The sequence below is a fragment of the Bradyrhizobium sp. CB82 genome, assembly GCF_029714405.1.
GTDB lineage: Bacteria > Pseudomonadota > Alphaproteobacteria > Rhizobiales > Xanthobacteraceae > Bradyrhizobium.
Window position 1 is genome coordinate 3,003,540 of the sequence record NZ_CP121650.1, and the last position, 14,594, is coordinate 3,018,133.

Below are 14,594 nucleotides of genomic sequence, written 5' to 3' on the forward strand. Positions count from 1 at the left end.
CAATTTGCGTCGAGGCGCTAGGCGATAGATTGCGCTTGCGCTCGACGTCCGACCTGCCGCAAATGGCCTGCAAGAAAGCGCAAACAGGCGAGCGAGCCATGACCGATACAAGCAGCGTCATCACCGAGAAGCGCGGGCAGGCGTTCTGGATCACCATCAACCGTCCGGAGAAGCGCAATGCGCTCAATGGCGAGGTGATCGCGAGCATCGCCAAGGGCTACCGCGACGCGCATGACGACAAGGACGTTCGTGTCATCGTGCTCACCGGGGCGGGCGACAAGGCGTTTTGTGCCGGCGCCGACTTGCAGAATTCCGGCGCCGCCTTCGCGATGGATTTTTCCAGGCCCAACGTCGACTACGCCGATCTGTTGCGCTTGTCGCAGGATGCGACGAAGCCGGCGATCGCGCGCCTCAGTGGCGTCTGCATGGCCGGCGGCATGGGCCTGTTGTGCATGACCGACATGGCGGTCGCCGCCGATCACGTCATTTTTGGCCTGCCGGAGGTCAAGGTCGGCGTGTTTCCGATGCAGGTCCTGAGCCTGTTGAAGAACATCGCGCCGCCGCGGCTCGTCAACGAATGGGCGCTGACGGGCGAGCCGTTCGATGCCAGGGTTGCGCAGGCGGCGGGCCTCCTCAACTACGTCGTGCCCGCGGCCGAGCTTGACGCCAAGGTCGACTGGCTGATCGGCCGTATCGTCGACAAATCGCCGACCGCGATCCGCCGCGGCAAGTACGCGATGCGCGCCATCGCCTCGATGTCGTTCGACGAGAGCATCGCCTATACCGAGAGCCAGATCGCGCTGCTCGCGATGACCGAGGACGCCAAGGAAGGCCTGAAGGCATTCAGCGAAAAGCGCAAGCCTTCGTGGACAGGGAAATAAGCATTCCAAATCGCCAGGCTCCCGGTTTAAGTCTCCTGAGAGCTCTCAATGCTCGGGCCGTCAGTCTTGCTGGTGAGTAGCGGCAATTCCGACAAAGGCTGCTTTTGCTCGCTCCTCACGGCGCTTCTTGGAGCCTGCGATCAGCTGTTTGCGCGTGCGCTTGGCGTAGGTGGGCAATTGGCGAGCCGAGCGGTGGCGGCCAGCGGCCCGTAATTCAGCATCCGTGAGATCGCTGTCTGCACCTTCAGTGAAACCACCGTGACGGAACGAGGTAAAAGAGAGTTCACTTCGAAGCCCAGCTGCAGCCACGATCTTTTTTACGACACGCCGCAAATAGCGCAGGTCCTTGCGGTCTGTGATCCATGGGAGCGGGTCGGGCGACCTGCGATGTTCGTGATCCCGCCGGAAGACCAGCCCCGAGATCACGTTTCCCTTGATGGCATCGAGCTCCGCCATCAGTTCGGGGAAGAGAGGCTCGCCCATTTCGTCGAATAGTGGCCACCAGGCTTCCTCGCCGTTTTTCGGATGCACAATCCTTACGCTGTTTGGCCGCTCATTTGGCCGATAGTGCGAGATCTCGAAGGCGCCGAATACGTGCTCTTCGCGTTGCAGCCACTCCCATGTCAATAGCGCGGCCGTTCCGACGGAGCGGTATCCGAGTTTCTTCGCCACTGCCCTGAAGGCTACGAGTTCGTCCCAAGTCGCCGTGGGCGTCTGGCGGGTAGGCTGGCCAGGCGCACGGGTCTTCAGCCCCATTCGCGAAAATGGATTGATAGCCGGCACTTTCGCTTCTTGAGCACGCTGCCCAACAAACCAAGCGCGCCTGCAAGAGGCCATGGCTGCATTCGCAAAGCGGCGACGCTCGCGCTTGACGACGTTACCACATCCGTCCCTGTGCTCCACAAAGAGCAGTTTTGCGTAGATTGCGTCAACGAATCCCTTCGTAAAATCAGAGAGTTGCTTGGAGCCCGCGCGGCTCCCGTCCTTCAGCGTGTGGTTGGCAAAGAGGGCAAGTCCCTGCCTATATAAACGCTGTGTGTTGTGATCGATCTCCCTCCATTTCTGGTGGGTTTCGAAGATACCGATCAGCCAATCGAACGTGCCGGGCACAGGAGAAGGCGGAACCATGTCGGTCAAACCTCTAGAACGCCAACTGTCGAAGGCTGGAAGTAAGATATTCTCCGCTCGCTCGACGGCTGCAGCGTAGTCCTCCCCCAATGCTTCAGCCTTGACGTGGCAGCCCTGCTTGCGGGCCCAGGTCGGCGGCTCAAAGAAGTATGCCCATCCACCACTCTTCAATGGAATTTGTCGGCAGTAGCGCGGAAGCCTTGATCCACGGGATGACTTCATACGAGAGATACCAAGTTTTCCGATCTATCTGGATCCATTGTTCTCACGGGGGCTGCGAAGTTATCGATAGCGGCCTTCGACCAAATTGGCTGTCTCGCGCGTCCAGTTCCGCGATAGCCAATGGGAGGTGGTGCCTCGCCGCGCCTAACGGCGCGTGCGAGTTCACCTGTATCGCGATAATCGAGGTAGGCAGCGGCCATATCGGCGCGCATGAGTGCAGGCCAGGTGCCGATGGGCGGATAACGAGCAGGAGGGGCAGGGCGCATTGCCATGAGCGCAGGTGTCAAGGCTGTGCCATCAGTAGTGAGAACTTTTGACAGGCTCCTGCCCTGTGCAAGACGCGAAGGTACCGATTTAGCTGGTTCATCTTGCACTCAGTCTTTCTTGTACCCCTTGCGAGCATAGTTCCGCGTGGTCTTGTCAACGGCACCTTCGATTTTGCAAGCAAGACGGCGTCAGAGAAAAGGAGAGCAGAGAATCCGTCTGAGAATCGGTTAGCGTGGCGTGAAAATAGGACGGGCGATGTAGCTAGCAGAGACGATCATAGTCGCGCGCGGATGGTCGCAAGTCGAGTTCGATCAGAACGCTGGCCGCAAGGCGGCGCAGACGACGGCAGCGCTTCGCTGTCCCGTTTTTGGAATGCCGGCACCTGAGCCGTATCTGGGCCGTCAAGAGCACCGTCACCTAGGACGCGGGTCTTGTAGGACGCTTGTCATGCGGATCACTAGCTGCGTTACCAAATGGCCACACTTGCCGGACCAACTCCCGGCCCGCCTAAACGCCGGTACGAGCAACACGGCTTAGCTGAGTGCGAAGTTCGATCTGGCGGTCGGAGCGCAATTGCGCCGATGCGCGGCGAAATTGATCGGCAAGTAGCGAAGCGCTTCGGCTCCCGCAGATCTATGAATAGCCAATCCAACAGGACGGATGCAAGCTGTTGGCGCTCCAACGCCCATCCTCGCCCTCTGACTGAGAGTCAGCTGAATCTGATGGATTATCAGCGCTCAATCCGACAAACTTGTTGCTCAACCCGCATTGGAAACCGCAGCAAGTCTTCTCTTTGTCGGAATGGTCCGCATCCTACGTGCCTCGGCGGTAGATGGATTTCTCCTGGTGCTCAGCTGAAGTTCGTAAGTATTCGCGAGGTTGCGATCAGGGGTATCGCCGCCATGAAGCAATCGCTGCCGCTGAGACAATTTTGACCCGCCTCTTTGCGCGTGCAGCATTTGCCGCAACAGGCTCTCGTGAACCGAGCCGCGCTGCGTCTCGGCCGACGGCTTCGATCCCTCACGCGCAATATGTGTCTCTCGCCGGAGGCACTCGGTCCCGGGTTCTGTCGCGTTCCGCGCCGGCGCTATGCTAACCCTCCTGCGGGTGCCTTCTTAACCGGTCTCGAGACTGCAGTCGGTCCCGCGTCCCGCTCAACGGCGGCGCTATGCTGACGCTCCTGCGGCTGCTTCCTTTTCGCCCGCCGTCGCGCGCCTCCGCTTGCTCGGCATTCATTGTGGCTGCGTTGCAGCCAGAAGGTGCGCCCTACAATGCCTTCCTGGTCTGCCATCAAAGCCCGAACGATCTGCGTCGTGGCCGCGTGGGGAGTATGAGGCGGCTTGAAGGACGCGGCTCGGCTCGGAAGAAGAGTGAGAGGGGTGGGTGGATTTCCGCGACGGGTTGAAAGCCGAGAGAGAGGCTCTTGGCTGCCCGCCGTGGAGAATCGAAATGGCGAAAGCTGTCCAAAAAAGCACTATGTCCCGAACCCGCGACATTACCTTCAACCGGCCGGTGCTGGCGCGCCATCCGGTTGAGCACATCGGCGAGCGGGAGGCCGCGTGATGGCACGCGACGCTTCCGAACTGGCGCACCGGCTTGCGCGCGAGGCCGAGGCGGTGTGCCGTCACTATCTTTCGAACGGTCGGCGTCAAGGCCGTTATTGGCAGGTCGGCGACGCCCGCAACACGCCGGGGCGCTCGATGTTCGTCCGATTGAAGCAGTCCTCCAAGGGGCCGGCCGGGAAATGGACCGACGCTGCAACGGGCGAGCACGGGGACTTGCTCGATGTCATTCGCGAAAGCTGTGGGCTCCTCGACTTCCGCGACGTGGCAGATGAGGCGCGCCGCTTTCTCAACTCGCCTCGCTCGGACCGCGCTCCGTCGCCGAAGCTTGCGCACAGCAGAGCACTGGCCGGTTCGCCCGAGGCGGCCCGGCGGCTCTTTGCCATATCGCAGCCAGTCGCAGGGACTCTCGCAGAGGTTTATTTGCGGAATCGGGGCATTTCAAGGACACATGACGATAGTGTGCTGCGCTTCCACCCACGTTGCTACTACCGACCCCATGGGGACGCGCCCACCGAGATCCGGCCGGCATTGATCGCCGGCGTCACAGATCTTGATGGTCGGATCACCGGCGCGCATCGCACCTGGCTCGATCCCAATGGCTTCAATGCTGTGCTCCTGGGTAAGGCGCCAATCGATACACCGCGACGGGCCATGGGTGATCTTCTCGGTAACGCGGTTCGATTCGGGGCGGCTGATGACGTGCTTGTGGCGGGAGAGGGCATCGAGACCATGCTGTCGCTCCGCTGCGCAGCCCCAACGCTGCCAATGGCTGCCGCGCTTTCCGCAAACCATGTTGCTGCCCTGCTGCTTCCGCTGCGGCTGCGTCGACTCTACGTCGCGCGCGATCGCGATTCGGCAGGCGACTTCGCGGTAGCTACCCTGACCGAACGTGCCTTGGGCGCCAGTATCGAGGCCATACCGTTGTCGCCCCGGCTTGGGGATTTCAACGAGGATCTACGCAGCTTCGGCGTCGATGAGCTTCGTGAGGCCTTGCGCGCACAACTCGCTCCGCAGGACGTCGTGCGCTTCATGTCCTTGATGGCTGCCGAGAGGGATTGAACGTGGGTCGTTTCAGAGGCCGTCGCGATCGGTCACTGATGCCGCGGCCGCCGGACAGAGTCGCGCCCCTGGCCATCTAGAGGGCGATCGGACGGCAGGCGGGTGCGGCCCTGCAATGGCTGCGATCCGGCTATTTTCCGCCGGCGCTCCTCGCGCCTTTGCATCGCGAAGCAAAATAGCCGCAACTCTGCCATCCTCCGCTGTCGCTTCGGCCCTTCGCTTTAGCTTCGGGTTCTGGTCCTTTCCGCCCGCCGCAGGTGATCGCCACGAAGGCCGCGATGGGCGCGGCCGATCCGGCAAAGGGCCTCACCCATGACGACCGACCACGACGACACCGATTTCGAACCGCCGCACGCTGCATCCGCAACCGATCACGTCCTCAACGAGCTTCAGCTCTATGGCTACCGCCCCTTGCAGGATGAACCCGATCCAAGGCCGCTTCCCGAAGGGAAGGCGATCGCAGGGGCTGTCGCCGACATCTTCGATGCGCTCGTCTCGACACTGAGTGACACGCGGCTCGAACCGGACCTTGATGACCTACTCTGGTCGAGCGTCAATCTCTTCCACCGCGCGGTGGACCGCATCGAACGCGGGCTCGACGCAAACGAGCAGGCGCAGCAGAAGAGCCAACGCGAGCAAAACGGCTCGGAGGTGCGATCTGTCGTACTCGAACGGCTCACCGCCGAAGGCATCACGCTCATCGAGCGCCGCAACGCCATGGAACTCTTTCGCGACCAGGCTGCCGAATGCTTCGAAGTCCACACCGGCTTGCTCTGGCGGCCGCGCTCTGGATCAGTCGTCAACCATGGCACGCTCACCGCCGCTATGATCGACAGCCGCGACTTCCTCGCTGGCAAGCGTCGAGCCGAAATCGAGGTGATGGTGCCAGCCGGGCCGAAGATCGCGCTCACCGGCGGGCTCGATTTCAACGACGTTGCGCTCGTCTGGGACCGGCTCGACAAGGTTCACGCGAAACATCCCGACATGGTTCTGCTCCACGGCGGCTCGCCGAAAGGTGCTGAATTGATCGCCGCAAAATGGGCTAGCAATCGCAGGGTACCGCAGATCACCTTCAAACCGGACTGGACGAAGCATGCCAAGGCGGCACCATTCAAACGCAACGACGCCATGCTGGCGGTCATGCCAATCGGGCTCATGCAGTTTCCGGGAACAGGCATACAGGACAACCTCGCAGACAAGGCGAAGAAACTCGGCATCCCGGTCTGGAAATTTGGCAAGGACGGCGCGTGAGCGCCGTTCTACTCGACTCTCGCGGGCAACTCGGATGTCGCCAGCCCGCTCATCAAGAGCATTTCATGCGAATTGTTCGTCTCGCGTTTTCATCGCGCGTCGCCCTATAGATCTAATTGCGGCGCAGAGAAGTGTCTTTCTTTGCCAGTGCCGGATCCAGAGCCGCTCGGATCGAAATGTCGAGCTGATAGAGATATCGTCGCAAGACGCACCCCTGGCCTAATCCGACGTACCGTCAGTCACTCTCCGCTTTGGCCGAACGAATCGGCGTACAGTTGTTCAATCTTTGTGATCTCGTCCTCGGTAAACGCAGCGAATTCATTGTCTCGCGCGCGCTTCGACAGCTTGCCCTGATTTTTTCTGAGGAAGCCGAATAGATTGTTCAGCGTCCGCTCCGGCATGTCGATCATGTTCTCGAGGCCGGCGCGGAACGTATCGAAGCTGAGAAGGAAGCTGGTTTCGTTCGGAAGATCCCGCTCTATCGTCTGACGCACGCAGGCGTACAGAAACTCCGCGTGCGGCGTCGCATCGAAGAACCGGTAGAAGTCTGCCGTATCGTTGAGAACCTTGACATTGCCGCTTGGCGTCACCTCCCATCGGATGCAGGGGAGCAACCTGCCCGAATAGCTCTCAAGTACGCTCTTGTACTCGGCGATACGATCGAGGATGGCCGAGGACACAGGAAAATGCACGCCCGCCGGGTTGAACCCCCGACGTGCGAGAACATGGTGCATCAGATAGCGATGAATACGCCCGTTGCCATCCTCAAATGGGTGGATGTACACGAACCCGAACGCGAGCACGGCCGCCGCGACAACGGCATCGAGGTCGTTCTCGGCGCTATGATCAAACGCGATCAATCCGGCCATGAGCGAAGCGATGTCTTCATGCCGCGCGCTGATATGGTCCGGAATGGGGCGCTGCGTGTCGCGGTCGTGCTCGCCGACGAAACCGCTATCCTTGCGGAAGCCAAGCTTCACGAAACGCTCGTCTTCGATCACAATCCTCTGCAGGCGAGGAAATTCCTGCTCGTCCAACGGTGCGCGGCCCGCTTCGCCGATGGCGCGGCCCCATCGCTGGATACGATCCTGCGCGGGCCGTTGTCCTTCGATCACATAGCTGGACTTCGAGTCCTTGAGCAAAAGGAACGCTGCAGCGCGGGCAAGCAGATCCTTCGGCACTTGGCTCACGACGGCGCGCGCGCGCTCTTTCCAGTCCTGGGCGATGAATTCGTTCAGCGCAGAAGTCTTAAAGACGAGCGGACAAAATTCCGGCGTGCCGGGAAGGTTGTTGCGAACGCGATGCCGAGCCGAATTCTGCCCCGCGCCTGCGAACTGGATGTCGGTGTCGACAGCATCCACATAAGAGACTTTGTCCGCGGTAGGCAGCTTCAACTCGCGGCCAAGCAGCCATTCGTACAAGAACCAGATGCGGCGCGTGTAGATCCCCGTAGGCTTCTGCCGCACAATCTCGGCGACGTCTTCGTCCTTGACCGCGAGGAAAAGCCGCTTCAGGAGGGCGAGATCCAAGCCCTCGTACTTGAGCGCAAATGTCAGGTGCGCCTCAAGCGAGGCCTCAGGCGCATGGCGCGGCGTATAAATGTGCCAATCGTCTTGCTCAAGGATGCGGTGCTTGGTGCCGATCGCCGAAAGCATACGGGGAACCGGGACAGGCAGATTGTAGGCGTCGATCAGGGCGGCGTAGCCCGCCGGAACAGCCGTCTCGGGCAACCGCCGGTTGTGAAAAACGCTCACTGGTCCTGAAAATCGTGCGCGCACGGTAATCTTCCTGAAAAATGGCGCCGTTTCCTGAATTTTCTTCGCAGAAGCCAAAAAAGCCGTCCAAGTCTAAATATTACATGAAAAATGATCTCTCAATACAAATCTTGTGAAAATTCTTCACCGCCATTCCCCTTGCGCATCCGGCATCCAGTCTCCCATGGCACCAGCCATCGGCCCGCGATATCGAGCGTGCCGCACGCGCGTTGCTCTAAGACGGCAGTGACCTCCAGAGCCGCCACACCTCCGGAGTTTGAAGACGGCCAGATCGAAAGAAAGCAAACCACCCAATCTCACGACTGCGCTGTTTCTCACTGCGCTGTTTGCGGGCGGCCCTTGCGGCGCTGTCACCGCGAAGCGCGCAAGCTGAAGCCTACTCGCAAGCTGCGGAGTAACACTTGAGCTGAGGCCGCGTGAGCTGCCTCGGCAAGTTCAAAAAATTCGGACGCGCACCTAACCGGCGCGCGGCCGTTTTCGATGCATGCAAAGCTGCGACTGGTCGAGAAGTCCCGACGCGGATGAGGGGCATGGTCCTTCAGATCAGCGCCTTCTGCTGCAGCCAAGGGTTTGCAGGTTGCTCTGCTTTTATCCGCGACGATGTAGCTAAGTCCGGGCGCTTTGATCGTGCGATGACGGCGGTGTTGGGATCGCAATTGGGCGGGTAACTCCAAACCCCTTCGATCAAGCACGCGGGAATACGATTGCAGTCGCCAGCGTTTGCGGAGGTGCGTCTTTCTGGCCGTTGATGCGCAGTCGTCATCATGTATCCGATCAATCGAGCCGCGTCCTTGTGCAGCATCGGTACCGCGCGCCATGGTAATTTGCGTCAGTTCGTTCATGGCTCGCGTCCAACGCAACCTCGAATGGGCTGATCAGGCCCGAGGGCCGGCAAGAGCCTCGATCGCCTTCCCGCAACGGCTGCGCCTGCTTTTTTCCCCTGCCGCGAAGTGGCGGCATTCCTCGCGGGAGACAAAAAAGCAGGTTTATCGCCGTCCTCCGCTGGCGCTGCGGGCCTGAAGGCTGCGGGCCGATCGCTCCCCGGGCCATGGATCGCCATCGAGGCTGCGATGGGCGCGGCCCGAGCAACAAACGGAGACTACCATGGCTACCATCGGCACCTTCACTGCATCGGACAACGGCTTCATCGGTTTCATCAAGACGCTGACGCTGAACACCAAGGCACGGTTCGTCGCATCCGAGAAGGACAACGACAAGGCGCCCGACTACCGCATCTTCGCCGGCGTGGTCGAGTTCGGCGCGGCCTGGAAGAAGACCGCTCGCGAAACCGATCGCGAATACCTCTCTGTCAAGCTAGACGATCCGAGCTTCCCGGCCCCGATTTACGCCTCGCTGGTGAAGGTCGAAGGCGACGAGGGCTTCACCCTGATCTGGTCTCGCCGCAACGGCGACTGATCCCTTCGGGATCGTCAGCCCCGCCTCCTCGGAGGCGGGGCATTTTTGCATTTCTTGCGCCGCTTTGGAAGGAAGCAGAAGCGCATTTTTCTTTGAAGAGATTGCTAAGGGCTCTGCCCTCGCGCGGGCAAGGGTGAAGCACGATTTCGTGCCGGCCGGAGCGGTATCCCCGGGCTTCCGCGCAAGAGATCTTCATGACGACGTCGTCGTCAGGCGCGTGTAGACGCACAGCCTTCGGCGCGCCCTTGTCAGGCGGGTGATCCCTGTTCCAATCGGGATGCTCCTCACGGGCCTATCGTTGGCCTACGGGCTGATTCGTTGGGAGCCACCTGGCGATCCTGCGCCGTGTGCCGCGAGTTGCCGCCAAAACCGAGCCCGTGCCGGCCAGCAGTTGCATTTCTCTTCCAGCGTTAGCGGCTGACGATTCTTCGCTCGCCTTTGGCGAGGTAAATGCCCGCCCAAGCGCAGGCTTACTTTAAGCAGGAGTCGAACTCCGTCCCTTTTTTCTGTCCGGGGTGGGACGCGTTAGCAGATCGGATGCTTCAACCCCGAGAACCCGCGCAAGGCGATCCACCACATCCACGCCGGCGGAATAGCGGCATCTTTCGATCGAGCTGACATAAGTGCGATCTATTTTTGCGCGATGCGCCAACTCTTCCTGCGACAAGCCTTTTGCCTGCCGAAGCTTCCGCACATTCAGCGCCAAAACCTCTCGGACCTTCATAGCCGAGAAGGCAGCGCCTTGAAGAGTATTTCTCCACGGAGTATTCTCTACAAACGTGAGGATCAAAGCGCCTCGACGTCGCTACCCGAAGAATATTTCATCTCTGGTATGCAGAAAACCTGTGGACCAGTGGGCAGAGCGATACGACAATGATTGAGATGCAGTCAGGATTCGCTGGATCGAAGCTTCTAGGACCATAGGAGTTTCATGCTGTGCCGCCGCGTAGTCCAGAAGTTGCGAATTTGGCCCCCGACGAGCCGAGGCTGACGTCCTACGACGAGCAACATGCCGTTACGTATATGCGTCTCCTTGACGCCGATGCAGGAAACGCCGACTGGCGCGAGGTCGCGCGGATCGTCCTTCACCTCGATCCCACCCTCGAGCCGGATCGCGCTCGGCGCAGTTTCGAGAGTCATCTGGCACGTGCAAAGTGGGCCGCGCGCCATGGCTATCGTCACTTACTGCAGAAGGGGCCGAAGGACGAAAGATGAATTTCGTTTGAAATAAACGTGATTTTTTATGTCGCCGATAGCAAAGGCAGATCGGCGTGCGCGATACAACCTTAAATTGTCACATTCGTCGTGCTGCAATTCCTTGCACTCGTAAAGTGGGGAATGAGTTACGATGTCAGCCTTCGACTGGAGATCAGAGTCTGCCTATGACAGTGTCTATGGAGCAGAGACAATGGACATTGCATGGGAGTGGCTTCGCCGCGATGGCGAGTACCAGGAGGCCTATAAGGGCCTGACCGGCGCGCAGCGATCCAGCGAAGTGAGCGACGATTTCCGGCAACAATGGGGGTTGTCTTTTCGCAGCTGACCCGCAAAAGCCTTTCGATCAGCAGTCAATCTTCTGGTCGCCCGAGACTCTGTCCACCGTGCTGAGACTCCGGACTGTGGTCGCGCCTTCGGATTCCAAGCGGTACAATCTCGACTTGAAGATGCTGCGCCGTGGTGAGCTTCGTCATGCGGCGGACGGATGGCATGCCATCCTGCCGCTCGGAGGCACGAATCACCGCCTGTGGCTGCAAGACCTGCCGGCGATCGGTTCGCCCATCGCTGTCGAGCTGCAATTCGATTCCGATTTCGACGTTCGAGCGCGCGCGGCACTTCGACTTTGGTTGGCGCTCGAACGGCGCCCAACCGGGCCATCTCTTCTTGCACTTTCGGTGCAGCGACGACAGCGGCTGATCCTCGCCATGCGCGCACTGGATGGCTGGCTGGAAGGACATAGCTATCGCGACATCGCAATCGAATTGTTCGGGCGACAGCGGGTTCCCGAGCGAGGCTGGAAGACCTTCGACTTGCGCAACCGCACGATACGCTTGGTTCAAACAGGGGTGTCGATGATGCGCGGGGGCTATCGCGCGCTGCTGGGACGAGCAAAGTGAATTCGGTAGATCATCTTCCGAAGCGTCCCATCCGCGGCAGGGTATCGAAAATCGATCCCCTCATGTTCGGCATCCCCCTACGCAGGTCCACTCCGCCATCATGACCGTCGACGCGCGCTGCAAGTCGACAGCGCGCCAGATGATCACGGAGCCCTTCAAATGTCCGATCCGAACGCCGGCTTGCCGCCGCGATACCTGCGCACGCCCGAAGCCGCGCGATTTCTCGGCCTATCCGGCCGCACCTTGGAGAAGCATCGCACCTACGGCACGGGCCCCACCTACCGCAAGCTCGGCGGTCGTGTCGTCTATGCGGTCGATGACCTAAAGGCGTGGGTCGATCGTGGCGCCAAGACGTCAACCAGCGATCCCGGAGGCGGCGGGGTGTTGCCCGCAAAGCGGCACGTCCCCATTCCCTATGCGGGCAAAGAGCGGCGCTGATCCATGTCTGACAGCAAATCATCTGCACACCGCCGTCGCTCCGAGCGCGATCAACTCGATCTATTCCGTGCGCTTCCCGGCGATCTTGCGCCGCGCGACGCACAGGACCTGATGGCTTATCCGTTCTTTTCGTTGGCGAAGTCCAAGCGGATCATGCCGATCGATTTCCACGTGGGAACGATCTCGATTCGTGTCGAAGCCGTGCCAGAACACGGCATGGCGACAATCTGGGATGCCGACGTCCTGATCTGGGCTGCTTCGCAGATTGTCGAAGCACGCGATGCCGGGCCGAAGACGTCCAGGCTGATGGCCGCAACGCCCTACGAGATCCTGACGTTCGTCGGCCGTGGCACCAGCGTGCGTGATTACGACCGCCTCAAGGCTGCGCTCGACCGGCTGCAGTCGACCACTGTAATGACATCAATCCGCCAGCCGACGGAACGCCGGCGGCATCGTTTCTCCTGGATCAATGAATGGAAAGAAACGGCAGACTTGCACGGCCAGCCCCGCGGGCTGGAGCTCATTCTGCCAGATTGGTTCTACACCGGCGTCCTGAACGAAGCCCTCGTCCTTACTATCGACCGCGCGTATTTCGACCTCACGGGCGGGTTGGAGCGGTGGCTCTATCGCCTCGTGCGCAAGCACGGTGGCCGCCAGGAAGGCGCCTCGAGCTTCGATATCGTGCACCTTCATGCGAAGTCCGGCAGCTTGTCGCCGCTCAAACATTTTGCGTACGACCTGCGCCAGATCGTTCGTTGCCAAACGCTGCCCGGTTACCAACTGGTCATCACGTGCGATCCAAGCGGCAGCGAGCGACTCAACTTTGCGCCCGCCCTCATCGATCCCTTTGCAGCACCACCGCGTGAGCGAGCCGTCCGTGAGCCGGGGGATAAGCTGTGAATCAACTCGTGCTATCGGGGACCAAGACTATCGTGCCATCGGGGACTGGGTCCTGGTGCTATCAGGAACCAAAATCCTGGCCAACACTTTGCTGCGCAAGCATTTCCTGCTCTCTTAACTTTCCTAACTTGGAATTCTTCGGATTCTTTCTAACGGAACCGAACATCCCGCATGTCGGTGCACAAGGTCTCGCGAACGGGTGCGGGCCTTTGCGAGCCCGCTCCTCGATTAGCGAACTCGAGCCGCTCGCCTCCAGCTGGATCACGTGCAGATCCGCCTCTCGCCAGCGCCGACTTCCACGCGCAGTCAAACGCTGTGCAGGAGAGATAACACGAGGCTTTCCGTTGTCCCGGCCGACGCCAGAGCGGTTCATCGGCGCATCGAATGCATCTGCGATCTACGGCCTAGACCTCTATCCTCCTCGCGATATGGAGCTGCAACATGAATGACGTCACGACCGTCGAGCTTATGTGGGTCGAAAAGCGGATCGAAAACCGGATCCGGTTCGGCCATCCAGTTCGCGAACAGATCGTTGATCGTCATCGGCGCGTCCTCTCATTCGTACCCGGCAGCATGTTCGCGTTCGTCCGTTGGACCTCCAACGACTTCGGTACAGTGCTCTCACGCGTCGATATTCTGCGCGCGGCGGAGCCTGGTCGACGCTACTCGACTGTCCCTTGGGTCAGTCCCGGCGGCGAGAGCCTGCTGCGATTGTCCGGCTGGCCGAAGGTCGAGCGCGTCCTGCAGCTCATCGACGCCGTCGAGGCGCTCGGAATCGATCCGGCTGACGTCGCTCCCGACTATTGGCATCACGTGCACAACCGTCTCTCCGTCAACGAGACGCCAAGAGGCTACACCCGCGCCCGTCACCAGGCGTGGCTGCATCGGCGGAGGGTAGGGTCATGACCAACCGAATGTGCACCATCGCCATGAGTCTTGGAGCTCTAGCCCTTGTGCTCGCTACGATCGACGAGACTCCTCCTTCCTACATCTGGAACGTCTCAGAGAGCGTTCCGCTCGGTCTGTATCGTTTGCAACCCGCCAAGCAACTAACGGTCACTGAGCTCGTGGCAATTCAAACGCCGGAGCCGCTTGCGAGCTTTCTCGACTGGAACGGCTATCTGCCGACCGGCGTGCCCATGCTCAAGCGAGTCCTGGCATTGCCGGGACAGACCGTCTGCAGGAGCGGGCTCACAATCACGGTCGATAGCATCGAGATGGGGCAAGCCCGCGAACGCGATAGCCGCGGCCGGCCATTGCCAAGCTGGCAGGGGTGCCGCGTTATCGACGCCGGCGAGATCTTCGTCATGAATTGGCAGTCGGTCGACTCAATGGACGGTCGGTATTTCGGGCCCATCCCCGCATCTGCGGTCATTGGCCATGCGCTTCCGATCTGGACCAAGGAGGAGTGAGCATGCCGATCTCGCTTCGTTCAGTTGCACCTCTTCCGTCTTGCCGCTCGCGACAGCCTTTCCCCTTCTCGGGCAATTCCCCGAAGCCCAGCGTGTATAGCGGCGCTTCGGAGCCACGGCGAGGCCGCCACTTCTGTGCGATGTGCTGGGCAGCCGCGACTTCAGC

At 60.5% G+C, this 14,594-nt stretch carries 15 protein-coding genes; 11 read left to right on the plus strand and 4 right to left on the minus strand.

Going from position 1 to position 14,594, the window contains the following annotated elements; all coding sequences use genetic code 11:
* The first annotated feature begins 98 nt into the window (after positions 1-98).
* Positions 99-881, plus strand: a complete 783-nt coding sequence (locus QA640_RS14430) for an enoyl-CoA hydratase/isomerase family protein (RefSeq protein ID WP_283041304.1) — start codon at positions 99-101, stop codon at positions 879-881.
* Positions 882-941: 60 nt separating this feature from the next.
* Here the strand turns inward: QA640_RS14430 and QA640_RS14435 are convergent, their stop codons facing one another.
* Positions 942-2,231 (minus strand): hypothetical protein, encoded by a 1,290-nt coding sequence (locus QA640_RS14435; RefSeq protein ID WP_283041305.1) that lies wholly within the window; start codon positions 2,229-2,231, stop codon positions 942-944.
* Positions 2,232-4,060: 1,829 nt separating this feature from the next.
* Here QA640_RS14435 and QA640_RS14440 point away from each other — a divergent pair.
* Positions 4,061-5,122, plus strand: a complete 1,062-nt coding sequence (locus tag QA640_RS14440; protein ID WP_283041306.1) for a toprim domain-containing protein — start codon at positions 4,061-4,063, stop codon at positions 5,120-5,122.
* Positions 5,123-5,434: 312 nt separating this feature from the next.
* Positions 5,435-6,373, plus strand: a complete 939-nt coding sequence (locus QA640_RS14445; RefSeq protein ID WP_283041307.1) for a DUF2493 domain-containing protein — start codon at positions 5,435-5,437, stop codon at positions 6,371-6,373.
* Positions 6,374-6,612: 239 nt separating this feature from the next.
* On the opposite strand, the gene QA640_RS14450 is transcribed toward QA640_RS14445, so the two are convergent.
* Together QA640_RS14450 and QA640_RS14455 are read right to left on the minus strand one after the other, a co-directional pair.
* Positions 6,613-8,127 (minus strand): Fic family protein, encoded by a 1,515-nt coding sequence (locus QA640_RS14450; RefSeq protein ID WP_283042793.1) that lies wholly within the window; start codon positions 8,125-8,127, stop codon positions 6,613-6,615.
* 371 nt (positions 8,128-8,498) lie between these two features.
* Entirely contained in the window at positions 8,499-8,990 is a 492-nt protein-coding gene (locus QA640_RS14455; protein WP_283041308.1) for a hypothetical protein, read from the minus strand.
* 262 nt (positions 8,991-9,252) lie between these two features.
* On the opposite strand from QA640_RS14455, the gene QA640_RS14460 reads away from it, so the two are divergent.
* Positions 9,253-9,564, plus strand: coding sequence for a DUF736 domain-containing protein (locus QA640_RS14460; protein WP_283041309.1), 312 nt, complete (start codon positions 9,253-9,255; stop codon positions 9,562-9,564).
* A gap of 475 nt (positions 9,565-10,039) precedes the next feature.
* Here QA640_RS14460 and QA640_RS14465 read toward each other — a convergent pair whose 3' ends face one another.
* Positions 10,040-10,288 carry a helix-turn-helix transcriptional regulator gene (locus tag QA640_RS14465; protein ID WP_283042794.1) on the minus strand — a complete coding sequence of 83 codons (249 nt, stop codon included), beginning with the start codon at positions 10,286-10,288 and terminating at the stop codon, positions 10,040-10,042.
* 242 nt (positions 10,289-10,530) lie between these two features.
* Here QA640_RS14465 and QA640_RS14470 point away from each other — a divergent pair, with 242 nt between their 5' ends.
* The 7 genes from QA640_RS14470 (at position 10,531) to QA640_RS14500 (ending at position 14,428) form a co-directional block, all read left to right on the plus strand.
* Positions 10,531-10,779: a DUF2285 domain-containing protein gene (locus tag QA640_RS14470; RefSeq protein ID WP_283041310.1), complete on the plus strand. Its 249-nt coding sequence runs from the start codon at positions 10,531-10,533 to the stop codon at positions 10,777-10,779.
* A 133-nt stretch (positions 10,780-10,912) separates the two neighbouring features.
* Positions 10,913-11,107 (plus strand): DUF6499 domain-containing protein, encoded by a 195-nt coding sequence (locus tag QA640_RS14475; RefSeq protein ID WP_283041311.1) that lies wholly within the window; start codon positions 10,913-10,915, stop codon positions 11,105-11,107.
* 58 nt (positions 11,108-11,165) lie between these two features.
* Positions 11,166-11,678 carry a DUF2285 domain-containing protein gene (locus tag QA640_RS14480; protein ID WP_349253721.1) on the plus strand — a complete coding sequence of 171 codons (513 nt, stop codon included), beginning with the start codon at positions 11,166-11,168 and terminating at the stop codon, positions 11,676-11,678.
* A 159-nt stretch (positions 11,679-11,837) separates the two neighbouring features.
* Complete coding sequence (locus QA640_RS14485; protein WP_283041312.1) at positions 11,838-12,116, plus strand: helix-turn-helix domain-containing protein; 279 nt, start codon at positions 11,838-11,840, stop codon at positions 12,114-12,116.
* A gap of 3 nt (positions 12,117-12,119) precedes the next feature.
* Positions 12,120-13,016 carry a replication initiator protein A gene (locus QA640_RS14490; RefSeq protein ID WP_283041313.1) on the plus strand — a complete coding sequence of 299 codons (897 nt, stop codon included), beginning with the start codon at positions 12,120-12,122 and terminating at the stop codon, positions 13,014-13,016.
* 441 nt (positions 13,017-13,457) lie between these two features.
* Positions 13,458-13,922, plus strand: a complete 465-nt coding sequence (locus QA640_RS14495) for a DUF2840 domain-containing protein (protein WP_283041314.1) — start codon at positions 13,458-13,460, stop codon at positions 13,920-13,922.
* Positions 13,919-14,428: a S26 family signal peptidase gene (locus QA640_RS14500; protein ID WP_283041315.1), complete on the plus strand. Its 510-nt coding sequence runs from the start codon at positions 13,919-13,921 to the stop codon at positions 14,426-14,428. The genes QA640_RS14495 and QA640_RS14500 overlap by 4 nt, the downstream gene beginning before the upstream one ends.
* Positions 14,429-14,594 lie beyond the last annotated feature (166 nt).

Coding starts and splice junctions, on each gene's coding strand:
- QA640_RS14430 (WP_283041304.1), top strand. CDS start 99: ATGACCGATACAAGCAGCGTCATCACCGAGAAGCGCGGGCAGGCGTTC.
- QA640_RS14435 (WP_283041305.1), bottom strand. CDS start 2,231: ATGAAGTCATCCCGTGGATCAAGGCTTCCGCGCTACTGCCGACAAATT.
- QA640_RS14440 (WP_283041306.1), top strand. CDS start 4,061: ATGGCACGCGACGCTTCCGAACTGGCGCACCGGCTTGCGCGCGAGGCC.
- QA640_RS14445 (WP_283041307.1), top strand. CDS start 5,435: ATGACGACCGACCACGACGACACCGATTTCGAACCGCCGCACGCTGCA.
- QA640_RS14455 (WP_283041308.1), bottom strand. CDS start 8,990: ATGAACGAACTGACGCAAATTACCATGGCGCGCGGTACCGATGCTGCA.
- QA640_RS14460 (WP_283041309.1), top strand. CDS start 9,253: ATGGCTACCATCGGCACCTTCACTGCATCGGACAACGGCTTCATCGGT.
- QA640_RS14465 (WP_283042794.1), bottom strand. CDS start 10,288: ATGAAGGTCCGAGAGGTTTTGGCGCTGAATGTGCGGAAGCTTCGGCAG.
- QA640_RS14475 (WP_283041311.1), top strand. CDS start 10,913: ATGTCAGCCTTCGACTGGAGATCAGAGTCTGCCTATGACAGTGTCTAT.
- QA640_RS14485 (WP_283041312.1), top strand. CDS start 11,838: ATGTCCGATCCGAACGCCGGCTTGCCGCCGCGATACCTGCGCACGCCC.
- QA640_RS14490 (WP_283041313.1), top strand. CDS start 12,120: ATGTCTGACAGCAAATCATCTGCACACCGCCGTCGCTCCGAGCGCGAT.
- QA640_RS14495 (WP_283041314.1), top strand. CDS start 13,458: ATGAATGACGTCACGACCGTCGAGCTTATGTGGGTCGAAAAGCGGATC.
- QA640_RS14500 (WP_283041315.1), top strand. CDS start 13,919: ATGACCAACCGAATGTGCACCATCGCCATGAGTCTTGGAGCTCTAGCC.